The organism is Pseudomonas sp. MAFF 730105, assembly GCF_055380705.1.
Genome location: NZ_AP018438.1, coordinates 2,751,834 through 2,770,371, shown reverse-complemented (window position 1 = coordinate 2,770,371; position 18,538 = coordinate 2,751,834). Strand labels below are relative to the sequence as shown.

The 18,538-nt window shown below is 56.9% G+C and carries 15 protein-coding genes; 6 read left to right on the top strand and 9 right to left on the bottom strand.

Annotation, left to right across the window (positions count from 1 at the left end; genetic code table 11):
* Positions 1-42: 42 nt before the first annotated feature.
* The 6 genes from PCOSP_RS12430 to PCOSP_RS12405 all read right to left on the bottom strand — a co-directional run bounded on the left by PCOSP_RS12430 (position 43) and on the right by PCOSP_RS12405 (position 6,290).
* Positions 43-1,323, bottom strand: a complete 1,281-nt coding sequence (locus tag PCOSP_RS12430) for an OprD family porin (protein ID WP_464711487.1) — start codon at positions 1,321-1,323, stop codon at positions 43-45.
* Between the two features lie 284 nt (positions 1,324-1,607).
* Positions 1,608-2,303, bottom strand: a complete 696-nt coding sequence (locus tag PCOSP_RS12425) for a DUF4286 family protein (RefSeq protein WP_175361435.1) — start codon at positions 2,301-2,303, stop codon at positions 1,608-1,610.
* Between the two features lie 22 nt (positions 2,304-2,325).
* Complete coding sequence (locus tag PCOSP_RS12420; protein ID WP_175361434.1) at positions 2,326-3,219, bottom strand: fumarylacetoacetate hydrolase family protein; 894 nt, start codon at positions 3,217-3,219, stop codon at positions 2,326-2,328.
* Positions 3,220-3,222: 3 nt separating this feature from the next.
* Entirely contained in the window at positions 3,223-3,921 is a 699-nt protein-coding gene (locus tag PCOSP_RS12415) for a fumarylacetoacetate hydrolase family protein (protein WP_464711485.1), read from the bottom strand.
* 97 nt (positions 3,922-4,018) lie between these two features.
* Entirely contained in the window at positions 4,019-4,825 is an 807-nt protein-coding gene (locus tag PCOSP_RS12410; protein WP_175361432.1) for an IclR family transcriptional regulator, read from the bottom strand.
* A gap of 286 nt (positions 4,826-5,111) precedes the next feature.
* Positions 5,112-6,290: a fumarylacetoacetate hydrolase family protein gene (locus PCOSP_RS12405; RefSeq protein ID WP_464711483.1), complete on the bottom strand. Its 1,179-nt coding sequence runs from the start codon at positions 6,288-6,290 to the stop codon at positions 5,112-5,114.
* A 120-nt stretch (positions 6,291-6,410) separates the two neighbouring features.
* Here PCOSP_RS12405 and PCOSP_RS12400 point away from each other — a divergent pair, with 120 nt between their 5' ends.
* The 6 genes from PCOSP_RS12400 (at position 6,411) to PCOSP_RS12375 (ending at position 14,359) form a co-directional block, all read left to right on the top strand.
* Positions 6,411-7,397, top strand: coding sequence for a LysR family transcriptional regulator (locus tag PCOSP_RS12400; protein ID WP_464711482.1), 987 nt, complete (start codon positions 6,411-6,413; stop codon positions 7,395-7,397).
* Positions 7,398-7,520: 123 nt separating this feature from the next.
* On the top strand, positions 7,521-9,068 hold the full coding sequence (locus PCOSP_RS12395) for a UxaA family hydrolase (RefSeq protein ID WP_464711480.1): 1,548 nt from the start codon (positions 7,521-7,523) through the stop codon (positions 9,066-9,068).
* A gap of 60 nt (positions 9,069-9,128) precedes the next feature.
* Entirely contained in the window at positions 9,129-10,709 is a 1,581-nt protein-coding gene (locus tag PCOSP_RS12390; RefSeq protein WP_464711479.1) for an aldehyde dehydrogenase (NADP(+)), read from the top strand.
* A gap of 200 nt (positions 10,710-10,909) precedes the next feature.
* Positions 10,910-12,352 carry an MFS transporter gene (locus PCOSP_RS12385; RefSeq protein ID WP_464711477.1) on the top strand — a complete coding sequence of 481 codons (1,443 nt, stop codon included), beginning with the start codon at positions 10,910-10,912 and terminating at the stop codon, positions 12,350-12,352.
* Positions 12,353-12,502: 150 nt separating this feature from the next.
* A complete protein-coding gene (locus tag PCOSP_RS12380; RefSeq protein WP_464711476.1) occupies positions 12,503-13,333 on the top strand; it encodes a shikimate dehydrogenase family protein in 831 nt (276 codons plus the stop codon).
* Between the two features lie 6 nt (positions 13,334-13,339).
* Positions 13,340-14,359, top strand: a complete 1,020-nt coding sequence (locus PCOSP_RS12375; RefSeq protein WP_464711474.1) for a Gfo/Idh/MocA family protein — start codon at positions 13,340-13,342, stop codon at positions 14,357-14,359.
* A 699-nt stretch (positions 14,360-15,058) separates the two neighbouring features.
* Here PCOSP_RS12375 and kdgK read toward each other — a convergent pair.
* The 3 genes from kdgK to PCOSP_RS12360 all read right to left on the bottom strand — a co-directional run bounded on the left by kdgK (position 15,059) and on the right by PCOSP_RS12360 (position 18,492).
* The gene (gene kdgK, locus PCOSP_RS12370) at positions 15,059-16,003 is read right to left on the bottom strand and encodes a 2-dehydro-3-deoxygluconokinase (protein WP_464711472.1); all 945 of its coding nucleotides are present in this window, start codon (positions 16,001-16,003) and stop codon (positions 15,059-15,061) included.
* Positions 16,004-16,075: 72 nt separating this feature from the next.
* Entirely contained in the window at positions 16,076-17,128 is a 1,053-nt protein-coding gene (idnD, locus tag PCOSP_RS12365) for an L-idonate 5-dehydrogenase (protein ID WP_464711470.1), read from the bottom strand.
* An 11-nt stretch (positions 17,129-17,139) separates the two neighbouring features.
* Positions 17,140-18,492, bottom strand: coding sequence for an MFS transporter (locus PCOSP_RS12360; RefSeq protein WP_464711468.1), 1,353 nt, complete (start codon positions 18,490-18,492; stop codon positions 17,140-17,142).
* Positions 18,493-18,538: the final 46 nt, after the last annotated feature.

Below are 18,538 nucleotides of genomic sequence, written 5' to 3'. Positions count from 1 at the left end.
CCCTGGACGCCGCTACTCATGAGGGGGAGAACAAATGATGTTTTATAGCAGCGAGATGGGGTAACTGATAAAAATACGGTTCTCATCGAATTCGTTGGTGCTGTAATCCCTGCGCATCGTCGAGTTGCGCCATTTCACGTTAAGGCTCTTCAACGCGCCGCTCTGCACGGTGTAGGCCAGTTCGCTTTCCCGCCCCCACTCCTTGCCATCGTCGACCGTGGCAGTGTGCACGTTGTCACCGCTGATGTAGCGGTTCATCAACGTCAGGCCCGGCACGCCGACGGCGGCGAAGTTGAAGTCGTGGCGCAGTTGCCAGGATTTTTCCTTGGCGTTGTCGTAGCTGGAGTTGTAGCTGTCGTTGGCCAGAGTGCCGCCACTGGTACCGTTGACGCGCATCCAGGCGTCATCGCCGCCGACTTTCTGCAGGCCGACGTAGAAGGTGTTGCCGCCGTACTTGGCCGAGAGCATGGCGAACGCGGTTTTGTTGTCCAGGTCGCCGGCCAAGGCGCTGCCGTCTTCCTTGCCGATGAAGTAGCCGAGGTTGGCACCCAGGGTCCAGTCGTCGATGGGCTGGCTGTGGGTCAGGTTGAAATATTGTTGCTGGTAGATGTCGGATAGTTCCGCGTACCACACGCCGACCTGGGTGCGTTTTTCGTTGAAGGCGTATTCACCGCCGCCGAAGTTGAAGCGGTCGGAGGTGAACGCGCCGCGGCCGTTCATCGACATGTCTTCCATGCTCGCGTCATTGCGCGGGCTGTTACCACGGAACTGCCCGCCGTAGAGGCTCAGACCATTGATTTCCGTGGAAGTGACCTGGCCGCCGCGGAAGGTTTGCGGCAGGGAGCGGCCATCGTCAGAGCGCAGGATCGGCAGCACTGGCATCCACTCGCCGACCTTCAGCTCGGTCTTCGAGACCTTGGCCTTGAGGGCGACGCCCAAGCGACCGAAGTCATCGGCGGGGCGACCGTCGTCATGCACCGGCAGCAGTTGTGTCCCTGTCGTGCCACGGCCACCGTCGAGCTTGACCGAGTACAGGCCCAGCACGTCCATGCCGAAGCCGACCACGCCCTGGGTGAAACCGGACTTGGCGTCGAGGATGAAACTCTGGGTCCACTCCTCGGCCTTGCCCTGGGCGTTGTTCGGATTGGTGAAGTTGCGGTTGATGTAAGCGTTGCGCAAATTGAGGGTGGCCGTAGCGCCATCGACAAAACCGCTATTTTGATCGGCTTGAACAACAGCTGACGAACCCGCGCAGAACGCAAGAGTCAGGCTGATGAACGATTGATGTGCAGGCACGCTGCGGACAGTTACCGGGTGGCGCATGATGTTTCCTCACAATGAATTATTATTGTTTTGTTGCTATTTTTAGCTCGTGGCAACGCATGCACAGATAGCCCGAAGAACTAACTTCCGAGCGACTGAATAAATACCTTATCTTTCTTGTACTAGCCCGTTATTGAGCCACTCGATAATTGGTTAATATCGCCTTAAGCAAAACCCGAGCGTGCGCAGACGCGAGCTAAATTCAATGCCTGTATCGGCACGCTCGTGAGGAATTGCATGAGAACAACGACTGGACAGTTAAAACTTACTCGAACGCTCGGCGATCAACCCGCACTTCCCGGCGTTTTGCAACGTGTGTATTCCAATTGATAGAGCGTGGTTTCCGGCCCTATCGATTGCCCCTCCAACAGCCGTTGCAGCTCGGCCACAAAAGACTCGCCGGCGACGCGAACGTAGTCGGGTGCGCAACCTTCGATCATGACGATCCAGGCTGGTATCTGGGTGCCTTCGGCACGGGCTTTTTTCTCTGCGGTTTCAACCTTGCTCACGGCCTCATCGGCCACACACAAATGCACGCCCGTAATACCCTGTTTATCTGCCAAGGGAGGCAGCACGCGTTGGCGCAATGCGTCTGACACCGATTTATGCCGCTCTTCGACAACATCGAAACGAACCGTTAACAGATACGCGCCCTGCCCCACACCGCTGGTGTAAGTGACTTCGCAAATGGATCGCGCGACATTGCGATAGGATTTCACCGACTGCTGGGTCCATGCCGTAGGACTGTTGAGGCGCGATAAATAATCCTGCCCGCCCAAAACCTGCACAGTGTCAGCCTCATAGAGGTTGAAATAGGTCGGCCCGGCATCCAAGGCGATGTACCGGCGTCCCCGCAAAAAGCCTGGAATTCCAGCCCGCTCAGGCATGTGCTCACGGTTATGCCACTCATAGAATTCATCCCGCGCTTCGGGCAAAAGATCATGCCAGATCGCGACCACACCTGTTCCTGCAAAGCTCATAGCATTTTTCCTCTAGCGAGAGTCAGTCAACATTGGGATGGCGACCGGCAACCCATGCAGCCCCCATTTCAGCAACGTAAGGAACCACGGTCTGAAATTGTTCACCCAGTCCTTGGCCACCGACACGCATGGTGTCACCCGCCTTGAGGAATACCGGCGGCTTCTGCCCGAGCCCCACACCGGGTGGCGTACCGGTAATGATGACGTCACCCGGCACTAGTGGCATGAAGCGACTGAGGTAAGCGACAATATGGGCAACGCTGAAGATCATCGTACGGGTATTGCCGGTCTGGAGACGTTTGCCGTTCACGTCGAGCCAGAGGTCAAGCGCCTGCGGATCGGCAATTTCGTCACGGGTAACCAGCCAAGGTCCCAGAGGCGCGAAAGAAAAACCGCTTTTGCCCTTGGTCCACTGGCCTTCGTACTCAAGCTGATAAGCCCGCTCGGAAACATCATTGGCCAGGCAGTAACCGGCAATGTGATCCAATGCCCGCGACTCATCGATCTGCCAGGCAGGCGTACCGATGACAATGGCCAATTCGACTTCCCAATCCAGCTTCTGAGCGCCCGTTGGCAAGATGACTGGGTCATTGGGGCCGCTGATGGACGCGGTGTGTTTGTTGAAGACCACCGGCTGGCTCGGGATGGGTGTATTCGTTTCAGCCGCGTGATCGGAGTAGTTCAGACCGATGCAAATCAGGTTCGGTACGCTGCCCACGCATGGGCCAAGACGTGTGCCTGGCGCCACCACGGGCAGCTTTTCAACGTCAACCGCGCGCAACTTTTCAAGCACTGACGGGCTCAGGGCCGACGCATCGATGTCATCGACAATGCCCGACAGGTCTCGAACAAATCCTTGCGAATCCAGGATTCCCGGCTGTTCCTGACCCGGTAAACCAAAACGAACTAAGCGCATTTGTTACTCCTCCAGCGTTGAGAAATGGACAGACAATAAGCCTGCTTCGCCGAACTGAACATGCAGTGGCTGGTTAACGGGCACATCGAGAACACCTGCATAGGACCCGGTGATAATCACCTGCCCTGCTTGCAGCCCTATCCCTTGTGTAGACAGAAAATTGGCCAGCCAGACGATCGGCAACAACGGATCCCCGTCCGGATGGCGGCCCTTGATACTGACGAGCTCCGACGTTGCATCGCTCAAGGTGATAGCCAGTTCAGAGGGCATGCTGGCAGGGTTCGACAGCGTGATTGGCGCCCCAAGTACCAGGCCGTGATTGAATAGACCATCCGCGAGCAATTGCTCGAACGGCAGTGTCTGTGGATGGGTATAACGGCAGTCGATCACTTCCAGTGCCAAGCGCACACCGCTGATCGCAGCAGCGATCTGTTCAGCGGTATAGGGCTCGACACGTACCGGCAAATCCTGGGCAAGGACACACGCCAGTTCGGGCTCGATGCGCGCCTTATCGGCGTCAGCGGCCAGTCGGTAATGTTCGCCTTCTACAATGCTGTCGCTGTAGATCGGGGCGACGATCCACTTACCCGCCGGCGGCAATGCACACTTCCAGCCCCCCACGGTTTTTCCAGCCAATAGGCCCACGTGTTGTTGAATGGCAAAACCTTCTGCGAGACTGCCTGGCAGGTTCGGGCCAGGCAAGGATGCCAGCCGCCCCCCTCAAGCCGTGCACGAACCAGAGCGGCAGCGGCGACTTCCAGCCCTGCCCCCGCCTTGGTCCATACAGGTGCGAGTTGGCTCATACGCTCTCCGAATGCACATTGTTCTGGCGCGGCCAAACCGTACCCAGCTTGTTGGCGGCCTCTTCCAGCAGGGCATGCAATTCGTCATAACGCTCGGACTGCATGCGCAACACCGGACCGGCGATACTCATCGTGCCGACCACAGTGCCGGATGGAACCAGCTTGACCGGTACTGCAATCGCCCAGACACCCGCCTCGGCTTCTTCAATGACTAAGCCATACCCGCGCTTTCGGGTCAGTGCCAACTCGGCCAACAAGCCTTCGATGCTGTTGACCGCCTTCGGCCCGTGCCCCATCCCCGCGTCAGCTTTCCCCAGCCCGCTACGCAACGCATGCTCAATGGCCAGTTCGTCGGACATTGTTGCCAGCCAGGCTTTGCCATTGGCGGTTGCATAAAGATTGATCGGTTTATCCATGGCCGGCGAATACATAAGCCCCGGCGCGGCGCCTTGGGCCGAAGACAACCAGGACAAGGTGCCCTCGTTGACCACTGTCAACCGCACCAACTCATGACATTGAACAGCCACTTGCTCGATGATCGGCTGGACCAATTCAGGCAAGCCAATGCCATGTAAATAACGCTGCCCTAACAGTGCCAGCTTCAGTGTCAAGCGGTACTGCGAGGTGGCTTCATCCTGCTCCGCCCATCCTTGCTCGACTAACTGAGCAAGCACTCGGTGAGCGGGCCCCTTCTCCAAGCCCAGCTCGGCTGCGATGTCGGACATCCGCATCCAGCGAGCCTCACGGGCCAGCAGTTCAATCGCCTCCAGGCAACGGTCAACAGCACCTTTAACGACTCTCATATTTTTCTCGACTTATCTTTGACAATGAAGTGAATTCGAGCAACATTGTTCGTACTGGAACCGCGTTCCAATAGTATGCAGGCGTCCCCGGATAAGTCAAACCCGCTTGCACCGGGTTGGCCTTATCGAGACAGAGCGGGCCACGCAGCCGGGTCTCCGGGACGTGGGGCGCCTGACAGGGATAAAAACCGACCCTTCGGGTCCGGCTCCTTATCCATAGACAAGCGCCTGTGCATGTTCAATCTTCGCGGAAGAACGCCCAATGCGTCTCACCACCCTGTCTTACCTACAGAAGTCCGCGGGTAGCAAGATTGTGCATCATTGCTCGCAAGCCGAAAGTCCAGGGCGCAGCCTCATGGCTGTAGGTGACGGTGTTACGCAGCGTGCCAAGCAACGGACTCCCGATGCTGACCTCATCACCCTGCTTATGAGTAAAGCCACTTCCCGGCTCCTCACGATCCTGGGTAGGCGCAAACAATGTCCCGAGAAAAAGCATGAAGCCATCCGGGTATTGGTGATCCCCGCCGACTGTCTGGGCCACGAGATCCAACGGGTCACGGCTGATCAGAGCCATGGAACTGCTGCCTTCAAGCGTAAAGCCGTCGTCGCCCTGGACTTGCAGATCCACGACGCAGTTGCGCACGTCATCGAGCGTAAACGCTTCATCGAACAGACGAATAAACGGGCCGATCGCGCAGGACGCATTGTTGTCCTTGGCCTTGCTCAACAACAGTGCGCTGCGGCCTTCGAAATCACGCAAATTGACGTCATTGCCCAAGGTGACGCCATGCACTTGGCCTCGGCTGTTCACCGCCAGCACAATTTCCGGCTCCGGGTTGTTCCATTCAGACTTGCGATGAATGCCGATTTCGCTACCGCTGCCCACTGCAGCCAGAACCGGTGCCTTCGTGAAAATCTCTGCATCCGGACCGATACCGACCTCCAGGTATTGCGACCACATACCCTGCTTGATCAGCACTGCTTTAAGACGCATCGCTTCTGGCGAACCCGGTTTGATTGCCCGCAAGTTATCGCCGATGGTTTCTTGCACCAAGCGACGAACACTTTCGGCTTTGGCAGCATCGCCTCGGGCCTGCTCCTCGATTACCCGCTCAATCATGCTGGACGCGAACGTCACCCCGGCCGCCTTGATGACTTGCAGATCCGCCGGAGGCAGCAGCGATGCCTTGCCGGGATCGGCATGACTGCCGGTGTTCCCAAGCAATTGCTCGACAGTCCCGATGTACCTGCCTGGCGTCTGACGAACAACCAACAACGGCGAGGTGTGTTCCAGCAGTTCGCTGATTGTCGAAAAGGTTTCAGAAAGATCGAACACACCTTCATCGCGCAGCACCACCGGCGAGGGACCGGCAATCGTCCCCGGGATCCAGGCACGGCCGATCAACGTTCCGGCCAGGCCATCCACTGGCAGGGTGTTTTCGCGCGTCAGTTTCAAATTCGCCATGGAGCTTCCAGATCAGTTGGTCATCAGAGCCGTAAAACTAATGGACTGCCCCCGTAAATCCCAATGAAAGAATCTCACTCATCAATGCTGTTTCGTTATCGACAGACAAGGCCTTATCCGATGGAAAATGATCAAATTACTTTTGCCAGTGTCAGCCGATGGCTGAAGATCAAACATTTGGTACTGGTCAATAGTTTGGCCAAGACCCGTAACATGCACACAACCGCCGAACACATGAATGTTACGCAGCCGGCCATCAGCAAATTGCTGCGTGATCTGGAACTTCTCCTCGGTTTTCCGCTGTTTGAGCGTCAAACGCGCAGTCTGGTTCTTACCGAACTAGGGGAGTTCGTAGCCCGTTTTGCGCGTATTACCTTGGAAGACACGGAGTCGTTCGTCGACCAAGTCAACAAACTGCGAAAAGGCGGGCATGGTCATTTAAAAGTCGGCACCATTTTCGCCGCGACATCCGTGGTGCTGCCTGAAGCCATTGCCAGCATAAAACGGGAGCGCCCCCTCCTTTCTATCGAAGTGATCGAACAAACCAGTAACCATCTGCTGGAAATGCTCGAACAAAAGAAACTCGATTTGATCATCGCGCGCTTCACCGATGAAGATTGTCAGCCGTTCGAATTTACGTCGCTGGGACCTGAACCCTTTTGCCTTGTCGCGAACAGCACACACCCTCTGTGCCGGCTTGAAGAGGTCCCCACTGAAGCACTCAGTGAATGGCCATGGGTCATGTATCCCTTCAATACACCGATCCGACAACGCATGGAGCGCGCTTTCAGGACGTTCAAGATCGTCCCGCCGACCAACACGGTGGAGACCATTTCGATGCAAACCTTCCTGCAGTTGCTTCAGTCCGGGCCAATGCTCGCCATGCTCCCCGAGTCCATGGTCCAGTCACAACTGCAAAATGGGCAGCTTCAAATCCTCAACACGCCCTTCAACGTTGAATCCCAGGATTACGGGGTTATCACTCGCAAGGATGAGCCCCTGTCAGAGCCGACAAGGACGCTTATTGCGACCTTGTTAGCGTTCGCCGAACAGCGGCAAACGGCTACAGAGAAGAGACACCGCAGCCATTTCAGAAAAAGTCGATGAGGCAAAGTTATCGAGCAATCGAAAGCTCTCATTAGGCAGCCATTTCCGTGAATCCTATAGTGCCGGCACAAAAGTGCGGCGCTATTAGCGACCGCCCACCACCCAGCAGCCCGTGAGGATGCGATGGAACTGATCATGAAAACCGGCGCAGCAGCTGTGCTGCGTTTGAATCCGCTGGACGATGTGCTGATCGCACGCCGACCGCTACTCGCTGGCGAAATCCTTGAACAGGAAGGCGTGACCATCCGGCAAGCGATCGTACCGGGCCATAAAGTGGCTTCCCGACGTATCGAAGCTGGCCAACCGGTGAGGCGTTATGGGCAAATCATTGGTTTTGCCGTTGTCGACATAGAAGCAGGCGAGCATATCCATGTGCACAACCTGGCGATGGGGGAATTCGCTCGAGACTATGCTTTCAGCGTCGATGCAAAGCCCAACGTCGCGCCCAGTGAAGCCCCGTCGTTCATGGGTATCGTACGCCCGGACGGACGCGTCGCGACGCGCAATTACATCGGCATTCTCACGTCCGTGAACTGCTCTGCCACAGTCGCCCGGGCCATCGCCGATCATTTTCGCCGGGACATCAATCCCGCTGCACTGCAAGCGTATCCAAACGTCGACGGTGTTGTCGCTCTCACGCACTCCGCCGGCTGCGCCGTTGATCCTGCAGGCGACGGCTTGAGCATGTTGCGCCGGACATTGGCCGGCTATGCGACCCACGCCAACTTTGCGGCCGTGTTGGTGATCGGGTTGGGCTGCGAGACGAACCAGATCGACTCATTACTCACAACGCAAGGACTCACCCGCAGCAATACCCTACGCACATTCAATATCCAGGACAGTGGCGGTACATCCAAGGCCATCGCCAGTGGCATTGACCACGTGAAGCAATTGCTTGGCGAAGCCAACCAAATTCAGCGTGAAACCGTCAGCGCTCGCCATCTGACCGTCGGACTTCAGTGCGGTGGCTCGGATGGCTACTCCGGCATTACTGCCAACCCGGCGCTAGGCAACGCGGTGGATCGTCTGGTCGCCTGCGGCGGTACCGCGATTCTCTCCGAAACCCCAGAAATATACGGTGCCGAACACTTGCTGACCCGGCGGGCTGTCAGCCGTGAAGTCGGCGAAAAACTCATCGCTCGCATTCATTGGTGGGAACAGTACTGCGAGCGTATGGGGGCCGAACTAAACAATAACCCCTCTGCCGGCAACAAGGCCGGTGGCTTGACCACCATCCTGGAAAAATCACTGGGCGCTGTGGCAAAGGCGGGATCGAGCAACCTGATGGATGTCTACGAATACGCCCAGACCGTCACGGCCAACGGGCTGGTTTTCATGGACACCCCTGGCTATGACCCGGTCTCGGCAACCGGTCAGGTCGCCGGTGGGGCGAACCTGATTGCGTTTACCACCGGGCGCGGATCGGCCTATGGCTGTGCCCCTGCCCCATCAATCAAGCTGGCAACCAACAGCGCCTTATGGGCGCGTCAACGAGAAGACATGGACATCAACTGCGGCGAAATAGCTGAAGACAAGTTGACCATCGAGGCGTGCGGCGCAGCGATCTTTGAAACCATGCTGCGCATTGCCTCGGGCGAACGCAGCATGAGCGAACAACACGGATACGGACAAAACGAGTTCGTGCCTTGGCAGATCGGCGCCGTCACCTGATTTTCAGTCCTCGGGACGCCTTGCCCTTCTATCACATGCACATTCAACCTGGAGACAACCATGTCCCTCATCACCGGCCAGAACTTTATCGGCGGTCAGCGTAGCGCCGCTGGCACCATCATCGTCAAGAGCGTGGATGCCAGCACGGGGGAAACCTTACCCTATGCTTTCCACCAGGCGACTGCGCAAGAAATCGAGGACGCAGTTCATGCAGCCAACAATGCTTTTTCCAGCTACCGCATTCTGAGCGCGAGCAAACGGGCTGAATTTCTTGATGCCATTGCGCAAGAGCTAGAGGCTTTGGACGATGAGTTCATTGCGCTGGTTTGCCGTGAAACTGCACTGCCTGTCGCTCGCATCCAGGGCGAGCGCGCACGTACCAGCGGTCAAATGCGCTTGTTTGCAAACGTACTGCGGCGTGGTGATTTCTATGGGGCTCGCATCGACCAGGCACTGCCCCTTCGCAAACCGTTGCCACGCCCTGACCTGCGCCAGTACCGCACCGCAATCGGTCCGGTCGCTGTGTTTGGGGCAAGTAATTTCCCGTTGGCTTTCTCCACGGCCGGCGGCGATACCGCTTCGGCCCTCGCGGCAGGTTGTCCGGTGATATTCAAGGCCCACAGCGGTCACATGGCGACTGCTGAACAGGTCGCCAACGCGATTATCCGGGCGGCCGAGCGCAGTGGCATGCCCGCCGGTGTCTTCAATATGATTTATGGCAGTGGCGTAGGCGAGGCCTTGGTAAAACACCCGCTCATCAAGGGCGTGGGTTTTACTGGCTCGCTCAAAGGCGGTCGAGCATTGTGCGATATGGCCGCCGCTCGCCCCGAGCCCATTCCAGTCTTCGCCGAGATGTCGAGCATCAACCCGGTCGTGATCCTGCCTGAGGCACTCTCGCGTCGAGCCGACAGTATCGCTCACGATCTTGCCGCCTCGGTGGTTCAAGGTTGTGGGCAGTTTTGTACCAATCCCGGACTGGTGGTTGGCATTCGCTCAGCTGCGTTCACTGCGTTTCAGGACCGAGTGGCAGCGTTGATCAACGACCAACCGGCACAGACAATGCTCAATGCGGGCACCCTGCGCAGCTACGCGGCCGGCTTGCAGAACCTGCACGCGCACCCCGGTATCGCGCACCTGGCTGGGAGCAACCAACAGGGCCACCAGGCCCAGCCACAGTTGTTCAAAGCCGACGTTGCGTTGCTGCTGAACGGCGACAAGATTCTTCAAGAAGAAATCTTCGGCCCCACGTCCATCTTCATCGAGGTCACTGACCAGGTCCAACTCAACGCGGCCATCAATGCCCTTCACGGACAATTGACCGCAACCTTGATTGGCGAGCCAGAAGACCTTACGCAATTTGCAGAGCTGACTGCTTTGTTGGAGATGAAGGTTGGTCGCATCCTCATCAATGGCTACCCAACGGGTGTCGAGGTCTGCGATTCAATGGTGCACGGTGGCCCTTATCCTGCCACGTCCGATAGCCGTGGCACTTCGGTCGGCACCTTGGCCATCGACCGCTTCCTGAGGCCAGCCTGCTTCCAGAACTACCCCGACGCATTGCTTCCCGATGCGCTCAAGAACGCGAATCCGTTGAACATTTCGAGGCTCATCGACGGACGTCCCTCGAGAGATCGCTTGTAGTTCATCCTCCTAACAACCATTCGTTCTATTGCGTGAGCGGGCTCCAGCGTGCTCGCTCGACGTGGCGACGCACTCCGCAGATAACCAGTGCCATGCCTTGATCAGCCAAAGGACTCCCTTGACAAGGCGGAGAAGCTGGTAACAGAATTACTGATGGAACGACGTTACAATAACAACAATCAAGAATCCGGAGACATGTCATGAGCCAAAGCATTCAAGGCGATCCACACTCCAAGCGTCAGTCAAAAAAGGCCGCAGCGAGCGGCTGGATAGGCTCGGCGCTGGAGTACTACGACTTTTTTATCTATGCCACTGCGGCAGCGCTACTTTTCCCACAGCTGTTTTTCCCGTCAGACAACCCAACGGTTGGGATTATCATTTCGCTGGCCAGCTTCGGCGTTGGTTATATCGCCCGGCCGCTGGGCGCTGTGGTCTTAGGGCACATGGGCGACCGCCATGGACGCAAGACAGTGCTCGTCTACTGTATGTTCATGATGGGCGCGTCGACGATGTGCATCGGCCTGCTTCCTACCTATGCACAGATTGGTATCTGGGCACCTGCCCTATTGATACTGTTGCGCCTGATTCAAGGTTTTGCGGTCGCGGGTGAAATGTCTTGCGCCAGTTCCATGATCCTGGAACATGCGCCTGATGGGCGTCGCGGTTACTTCGCAAGTTTTACCCTTCAAGGCGTCCAAGCCGGGCAACTGCTAGCCGCTGCGGTTTTCCTGCCGCTTGCCCAGTTCATGCCAGCCGATCAGTTTGCTTCTTGGGGCTGGCGGATTCCATTCCTGCTCAGCGCAGGGGTGCTCGTCATGGGGTGGACCATCCGTCGTCAGGTTCATGAGGCTCCGATCTTCACTGAGGCGCAGACACAGACCAAGCCCCGTAAGCTACCTGTGATCGAAGTGCTCACGCAGAGTTGGGGCGATCTGCTACGCGTCATCTGCATGGCGCTCTCTGCGGTACTTGCAATCGTCGCCTCTGTATTCGGTGCGACTTATGCCGTGCAACCCGCCTACGGCATTGGATTTCCTTCTGGCTTATTCATGTGGATACCGGTGCTAGGCAACATATGCGCAGTTATCCTTATCCCCTTCGTCGGTAAGCTCTCCGATAGAATTGGCCGCAAGCCTCCGGTGATCGTTGGCGTTCTGTGCGGCGGCATGTTGTCATTTGGCTACCTCTACGCAATCAGCATTCACAATATGTGGCTTTCGCTGATTCTATCGCTGCTGATGTGGGGTGTGGCTTACCAAGGCTTTAATGGTGTGTTCCCGAGTCTGTTCCCGGAACTGTTCCGTACACAGGTACGTGTTACCGGCATGGCCATTGGGCAGAACATAGGCGTGGCCTGCACAGCGTTTCTGCCGGCCCTTTTCGTATCCGTTGCACCTCCCGGTAGCGACAATATCCCTCTGAAAATCGGGGCACTGACTTTTGGTATCTGTGTAATTTCCGCTATTGCCGCTATTACTACCCGGGAAACCTTCCGGATTCGTCTGAAAGACCTCGGTGACCCCAATGCTGTCCCCATGTCAGAGGAGGAATACGAAGAGGTGCGGGAAAAATCCAATACCAAGTTGAACGCCAATGCCTCCAATCAAGCGTTTAAAAAAGCAGCGCCAGTGATGCGCTCCTGACGGCCGCCCCTTCACCACCGCCATGCTGCTCAGCATTTTGCACAACGCTTCGAGCAGCACGGCAGTGAATACGCACGCCCTGTCAGGGGTGGATTTCGATATCTGCATACTGGCAACTGGCGTGCAATAGCCAACGACAAGTAGGTTGACATGCATCCACGCATCACAGGCACTACGCGTATATATGGATTGATAGGCGATCCACTCAAGAACGCCAAGTCTCCAATGCTGTTGAATAAGTTGTTTGCGGAAGCACAGGCTGACGCCGTCTGTATTCCATTGGAGATCGGCGCGGGGGACCTGGCTGAGTTTGTCAGAGGCGTGCGAGCCGTGCGCAACCTCGCTGGACTGCTGGTCACCATGCCGCACAAGCAGAGCATGCTGGACATCGTGGATGTGCTTCACCCTACTGCGCGCCAGATCGGTGCAATCAACGTCATTCGTTGCGAGGCAGACGGACGCTGGGTCGGTGCCGTATTCGATGGCCTCGGCTGTGTGCTTGGCATGCAATGGGAAGGCTATCACCCAGCGAATAAAAAAGTCCTGTTGGTCGGTGCTGGAGGTGCAGGCAGAGCAATTGCATTTGCCGTCGCGTCGGCGGGTGCTCGATCTTTGACTATCTCCGATGTCGACGAGCACCGAGCCGAAGATCTGGTGAAAGCCGTTGCTGCCGAGACAGGTTGCATCATGCATTCCGGCCCACCCGACCCCCATGGCTATGAAATCGTGATCAATGCCACGCCGCTTGGCATGAGCAAGAATGATCCCATGCCTGTGGACCCCAACCGACTCGAGCCCGGCACCCTCGTCGTGGATATCATCAACTCGCCGGACTCGACACCGCTTTGCGACGCTGCGCGTAAACGAGGTTGTCGCACCCAGGACGGGGGTCCCATGCATAGAGGTCAGGCGTTGCTTGCCCTGCGCTTCCTTGGGTTCGATTACCACCCCGATAACGTAATAGCACCACCCCAGGAGTGAGTACCTATGAAAGTTGCGTTGCTGGAGGTCAGCCATTGGCATGTCCCGCTGTATCTGAATGCCCTCGAGACCAATGGGGTCCAAGTGGTGGCTGTCTCGGATTCGGAGCACGTGAAGGGTGAGGCCATTGCCGAGCGATTCAAATGCCCGTTGTATAGCTCCTCCTATGAGTTGCTTGAGCGCGAGGACGTCGATTTTGCTTTCGTGTTCGGCAGGCATTCGGAAATGCCGTCGCTGGCAGAGGCCGTGATCGCACGAAACATTCCCTTTGCCCTGGAAAAGCCCTGCGGCGTCAACATGGCGCAGGTTACACGGCTACGTGAGCTGGTCGAGCAAGCCGATCTCTACTGTGCTGTACCGCTGATCTTCCGTATGAGTGAACTGCTTAGCGCACTGCAAGATGCTGAGGGCCACTTGGCCGCGAACTTCACCTACATGTCTTTCCGTTTCATCGTAGGTCCGCCCGCTCGTTATGAAACAGCGGGCTCAGGCTGGGCCATCGATCCCGCTTTTTCTGGGGGCGGATCCACGATCAACGTGGCTACGCATTTCATCGATCTCTTCAGGCTATTGACCGGCAAGGAGGTAGCGCGAGTCTCGGCCGTCATGAATTCTCTTACGCACCGGGGTGCCGTCGAAGACTATTCGTTATTGACCCTGCAGACTGAAGATGGTGTGATCGGTGTCGTGGAAACGGGATACAGTTTCCCTAGTACCTTTGATGAGCAGCGCGAGTTCTCCTTCACCCTTTCATCTGATCACCTGTATGCCAAATCCGGTCCCGACCGAATCGAAATAAGGGATAGACATAACCTTGCGGCCGGCACTCGAAGCCGCCGGCTACAACTGGACACAGACGTCTATTACCCATTGTTCGTCAAGCAAGTGCTTGCTGAATGCCGTAACGGGGCCAAGCCCATTGCATCATTACGAGATGCCGAGGCCATCATGCAGGTCATGGACGCGGCCTACGCTTCAGCTAGGCAAGGAGGTACGCTTCTGACGCTTCCGCGGACTCCTGAGTGATTCGAGCCGGAGCTGACAATTGCGACTGCCCCAGTCTCTGCTCAAATTGAGGCGGTTAGATCGCCTAATTTCCGATTTCCATCGCGAGATGATTTCGCGGAACGATGGACTCCCATCCATCACCGAACCCAGTTGGATGGGTAGGATTTGCATTCCACTCTCGCCTGCCTCGATCAGCATGCTGACCGAGGCCTTCCAGTCATATTGGTCTCTACAAAACACCGAGCCAAGAAAATAGCTCGCCCCGCACCACGCTGGAGCTGTGTCCACCGCCATTTACGCACGATAGCTTCAAGCCTTCTGGCTTATCAGTTACAAAGACCTAGATTCGAAACAAGCAAAAAAAAAGCCACTCATCTGAGTGGCTTTTTTCTGAATCTTGGAGCGGGAAACGAGACTCGTATCTGGTGTCCGACCCATTGAAATCTAAGGGGTTTCTTTTCTTTCCGGAGCAGGAAAAGACTCAATTCTGGACTTGTTTTTTGGCTGTATCAAGAGCAAGAAAGGGAATTAATCCAAGATACGCTACTGGGTTCCGCTGCGCCCGATTACGTATCAACAAGCTGGCTGCTCCAAGTAATCTGTAAGTCTCCCCCGTCTGCTGCCCTCCCCGAAAGTTATCGTTTTTAAGCGCTTTGTTTTCGCAAACAGAAAGAGCACCGTTCGACCGTTTCAGGAAAAGCGGCGAAACAGTAGTCGTCAGTCCGGCATCACCTCCCGCGCAATCAACGCTCCCGGATACTGAATCACTCGCCCTGCCAGCCGATGACCTTCTGCAGCCGAATGTTGTGGGGAGCCGCCGTGCAGCCGGGTCGCCAGGTAGCCCGCGCTGAACGAATCGCCGGCGGCCGTGGTATCGACTACCCTGTCGACCGTTGTCGCACAGACTTCATGCAACGCGCCGTCGTGCTGGACCAGATAGCTCTGCGCGCCACGTTTGATCACCACTTCACTTACACCCATTTGCCGATAGCGATTGAGGATCGATTCGACGTCAGTCTTCTCGAACAATGCCTGCTCATCGTCCAAGGTCAGCAAAGCCAGATCCAGATGCGGCAGCAGCCGTTGATAGGTGTCTGACGCGTGGTGACGGTCGCGCCACAGGCGAGGTCGAAAATTGTTGTCGAACACCAGTTTAGCGCCGCGAGCGCGCGCCGCTATCAGCCGTGGCAACAAGCGATCAAGGCCAGCCTCACCGAGCACCGCTAGAGTTATGCCACTCAGATAAAACACCGAGTAATCGTCCAGCGCTGTCAACACCTGCGCAGCCGTCGCATTGGTAAAGCATTCGCGTACGGCGGCTTCGTTGCGCCAATACAAAAAGCGCCTTTCGCCATGGGCGTCGGTCTGGATGCAATACAACCCCGGCAGGCGTCCCGGCAAACGCCGTACCAGTGACAGGTCGATTCCTTCATCTGCCCAGGCAGCACACATGGTCTCACTGAAACTGTCATCACCCAACGCGGTGACGTAGGACACCTGCCAATCCGCGGCAGCCAGACGCCGTAGATAGACCGCAGTGTTCAAAGTATCACCCCCAAAGCTTTGCAGCAGTTGGCCGTCGGGGCGTTGTTGCAGCTCGATCATGCATTCGCCGATAAGGGCGATACGTAAAGGCGCTTGGGTCGGCGTAATGAAAGTCATGAAGTTCAACTATCCGATACGGGTCATGAAAAGCCCCTCGCAAGAGAGGGGCTGATGCACTTAAAGCAGCATTCAAGCAAAGATCAGCTGCACCTTCGCCGCTTTGCTCTTGTCACCGGCCAGCTCCAACGCCTCGACGACCTGGTCCTGGTTGAACTCGGCGGACAGCAGCGGCAGCGGATCGATACGACCACTCTCCAGCCAGCGCACCGAGGTGGTGAACTCGTCGATAAATCGGAACGACCCAACCAGCTTTATCTCTTTGACCAGCAGCAGGCCCAGCGGCATCTCGACCGTGTTGTGGCCCATCCCCAATTGCACCACTGTGCCTTTCGGGCGAGTGAACGATGCTGTGGAAGCGATCGCTGCCGGCGAACCAGATGCTTCGAAGCAGACATCGAAGTAACCACCCTCCTCGGCCCATTGTGCCGTGGACTCGGTATCGGTCGGGTCCGCCGCAAGGGTCGCCCCCATCTGCACTGCCAGTTCACGGCAACGCTCGCTCATGTCGGTAGCGACCACTTCGGCAGCGCCGGCGTTGAAGGCAGCAGCCATTACCAGACAACCAATCGGACCGGAACCGGTGACCAGAACCTTTTTCCCGACCAGGCCACCCGCCTGATGCACCGCGTGAATCGCCACCGCCAAAGGCTCAGCGAAAACCATCACGCTGTCTTTGGAGTTGTCGGCATACGGCACGCACTGCTGCTCAGTAACCGCGACGTACTCAGAAAAACCACCATTTACATGGGGATTGAATTGCGCACTGCCCATGAATTTCATGCTGCGACAAACATTCTGTTTGCCCTCCAGGCACAGCGCGCACTTGTTGCACGGCTGCGACGGATTGACCGCGACCCGCTGGCCCACCTTGAGCGCGCTGCCGGTCGGCACTGCCGCGATCACCCCGATGAATTCATGACCCAGCACTAGCGGGTTCTTGAGAATCGACATCCCGGCCTTGGCATGCTGGTAGTAATGGATGTCGGAGCCGCAGATGCCGCCACGACTGACTTTGATCAACACTTGCTCCTCGGCGGAGTACGCGAGTGGCAGCGACGTGTGGCGAACGTCCTTGATCCCGTAGGCGACACAAGCGCGGTTTTCTATTGTTTGAATGGCCATTGTGATTTACCTCATGCCTCGGAGTGTTTGCCCAAAGGGCGATCGGATTTGGATTCGGCGTTAGGAAGCTCCACGACCTCGATCTTGCCCACCAGAAACGTGTAAGCGAGAAACCCCATCAGTGCGACGGCGGCTATGTAGAACATTGCGTACTGGAAGCTGTGCGTGCGCTCCAGAATCACCCCAATGACAATGGGGCTGACGATCCCCGACAGATTGCCGAAAATATTCAGAAAACCACCCAAAGTGCCAATCAGGTGACGCGGGATCACGTCACTGCACACCACCCAGCCAAGATTGGAGAAGGCATTGGCGAAGAACGCCACTGACAGAATCGCAATGGCGATTACCGGCTGGTCTTCGAAAAAATTCACCAGGCAGATGCTGGTCGTCACCGCCAGTCCGAGCATTACCGGAATCTTGCGCGCCTTGGTGCGCGAGTGGCCGCGCTTGAGCAGCATGTCGCTGAGCACACCGCCACATAGCACGCCGCACATGGCCATCAAGTATGGGAACATAGCCCCGATCCCGGCTTTGGCGATCGACAGGCCCAGGCCTTTTTCCAGATAGACGATGAACCAGGTGAGGAAGAAATACAGGGTTGAGGACGCGGCGAACTGCGCGATAAATAGCCCCCATACGGTTGGCTGACGCAGTACATGGCGCACGTCCGGCCAGTTGACCTTAGAGCTGTTGTCGCGCTGATTTTCTGAGCCATAACCGCCGCCGTCGCGGATCATGTCCAGTTCAGCCTGGTTGACCTTGGTGCTGTCCTGCGGGTCACGATAAGCGATTAACCAATAGATGCCGAACACGATGCCCACCGCGCCTGAAATGTAGAACGACGCTTCCCAGCCCCAGGTGGCGACGATGTAAGATAGCACTGGCGTGAGCACAGCCAGCCCGATGTACTGCGCACTCGAATAAACCGCCGTGGCCCGCGCCCGCTCATGATCGGGAAACCAGTTGGCGATGATCTTGGTGTTGGAGGGAAACGACGGCGCCTCAGCGACACCAATCAAGGCGCGGCAGACCAACAGCATTACAAATGACGCCGACGCGGTGGCAAAAATATGATGGGACGCAAAACCCATGAGGAGGGTGAAGAAACTCCACAGGATGATCGCGCTGCCGTACAAACGCCGCGGACCTACGCGGTCGAGCACATAGCCGACCGGAACTTGGCTCATGGCGTAGAACCAAGTGAACATCGAAAACAGCAGGCCCAACTGGGTCGCAGACAGGGAGAATTGACCTTGAATCGCCGAGCCGGCGACAGACAGGTTGGCGCGGTCCATGTAATTGATTGCTGTGACCACAAACAGCATGGCCAAGACCGAAAGTCTTGCGCGTGTGGGTTTCATTGCACTACCTATTTATTTGTATTTATCAGGTAAGTTCTTAGGCCAC

Coding starts and splice junctions, on each gene's coding strand:
- PCOSP_RS12430 (WP_464711487.1), bottom strand. CDS start 1,323: ATGCGCCACCCGGTAACTGTCCGCAGCGTGCCTGCACATCAATCGTTC.
- PCOSP_RS12425 (WP_175361435.1), bottom strand. CDS start 2,303: ATGAGCTTTGCAGGAACAGGTGTGGTCGCGATCTGGCATGATCTTTTG.
- PCOSP_RS12420 (WP_175361434.1), bottom strand. CDS start 3,219: ATGCGCTTAGTTCGTTTTGGTTTACCGGGTCAGGAACAGCCGGGAATC.
- PCOSP_RS12410 (WP_175361432.1), bottom strand. CDS start 4,825: ATGAGAGTCGTTAAAGGTGCTGTTGACCGTTGCCTGGAGGCGATTGAA.
- PCOSP_RS12405 (WP_464711483.1), bottom strand. CDS start 6,290: ATGGCGAATTTGAAACTGACGCGCGAAAACACCCTGCCAGTGGATGGC.
- PCOSP_RS12400 (WP_464711482.1), top strand. CDS start 6,411: ATGGAAAATGATCAAATTACTTTTGCCAGTGTCAGCCGATGGCTGAAG.
- PCOSP_RS12395 (WP_464711480.1), top strand. CDS start 7,521: ATGGAACTGATCATGAAAACCGGCGCAGCAGCTGTGCTGCGTTTGAAT.
- PCOSP_RS12390 (WP_464711479.1), top strand. CDS start 9,129: ATGTCCCTCATCACCGGCCAGAACTTTATCGGCGGTCAGCGTAGCGCC.
- PCOSP_RS12385 (WP_464711477.1), top strand. CDS start 10,910: ATGAGCCAAAGCATTCAAGGCGATCCACACTCCAAGCGTCAGTCAAAA.
- PCOSP_RS12380 (WP_464711476.1), top strand. CDS start 12,503: ATGCATCCACGCATCACAGGCACTACGCGTATATATGGATTGATAGGC.
- PCOSP_RS12375 (WP_464711474.1), top strand. CDS start 13,340: ATGAAAGTTGCGTTGCTGGAGGTCAGCCATTGGCATGTCCCGCTGTAT.
- kdgK (WP_464711472.1), bottom strand. CDS start 16,003: ATGACTTTCATTACGCCGACCCAAGCGCCTTTACGTATCGCCCTTATC.
- idnD (WP_464711470.1), bottom strand. CDS start 17,128: ATGGCCATTCAAACAATAGAAAACCGCGCTTGTGTCGCCTACGGGATC.
- PCOSP_RS12360 (WP_464711468.1), bottom strand. CDS start 18,492: ATGAAACCCACACGCGCAAGACTTTCGGTCTTGGCCATGCTGTTTGTG.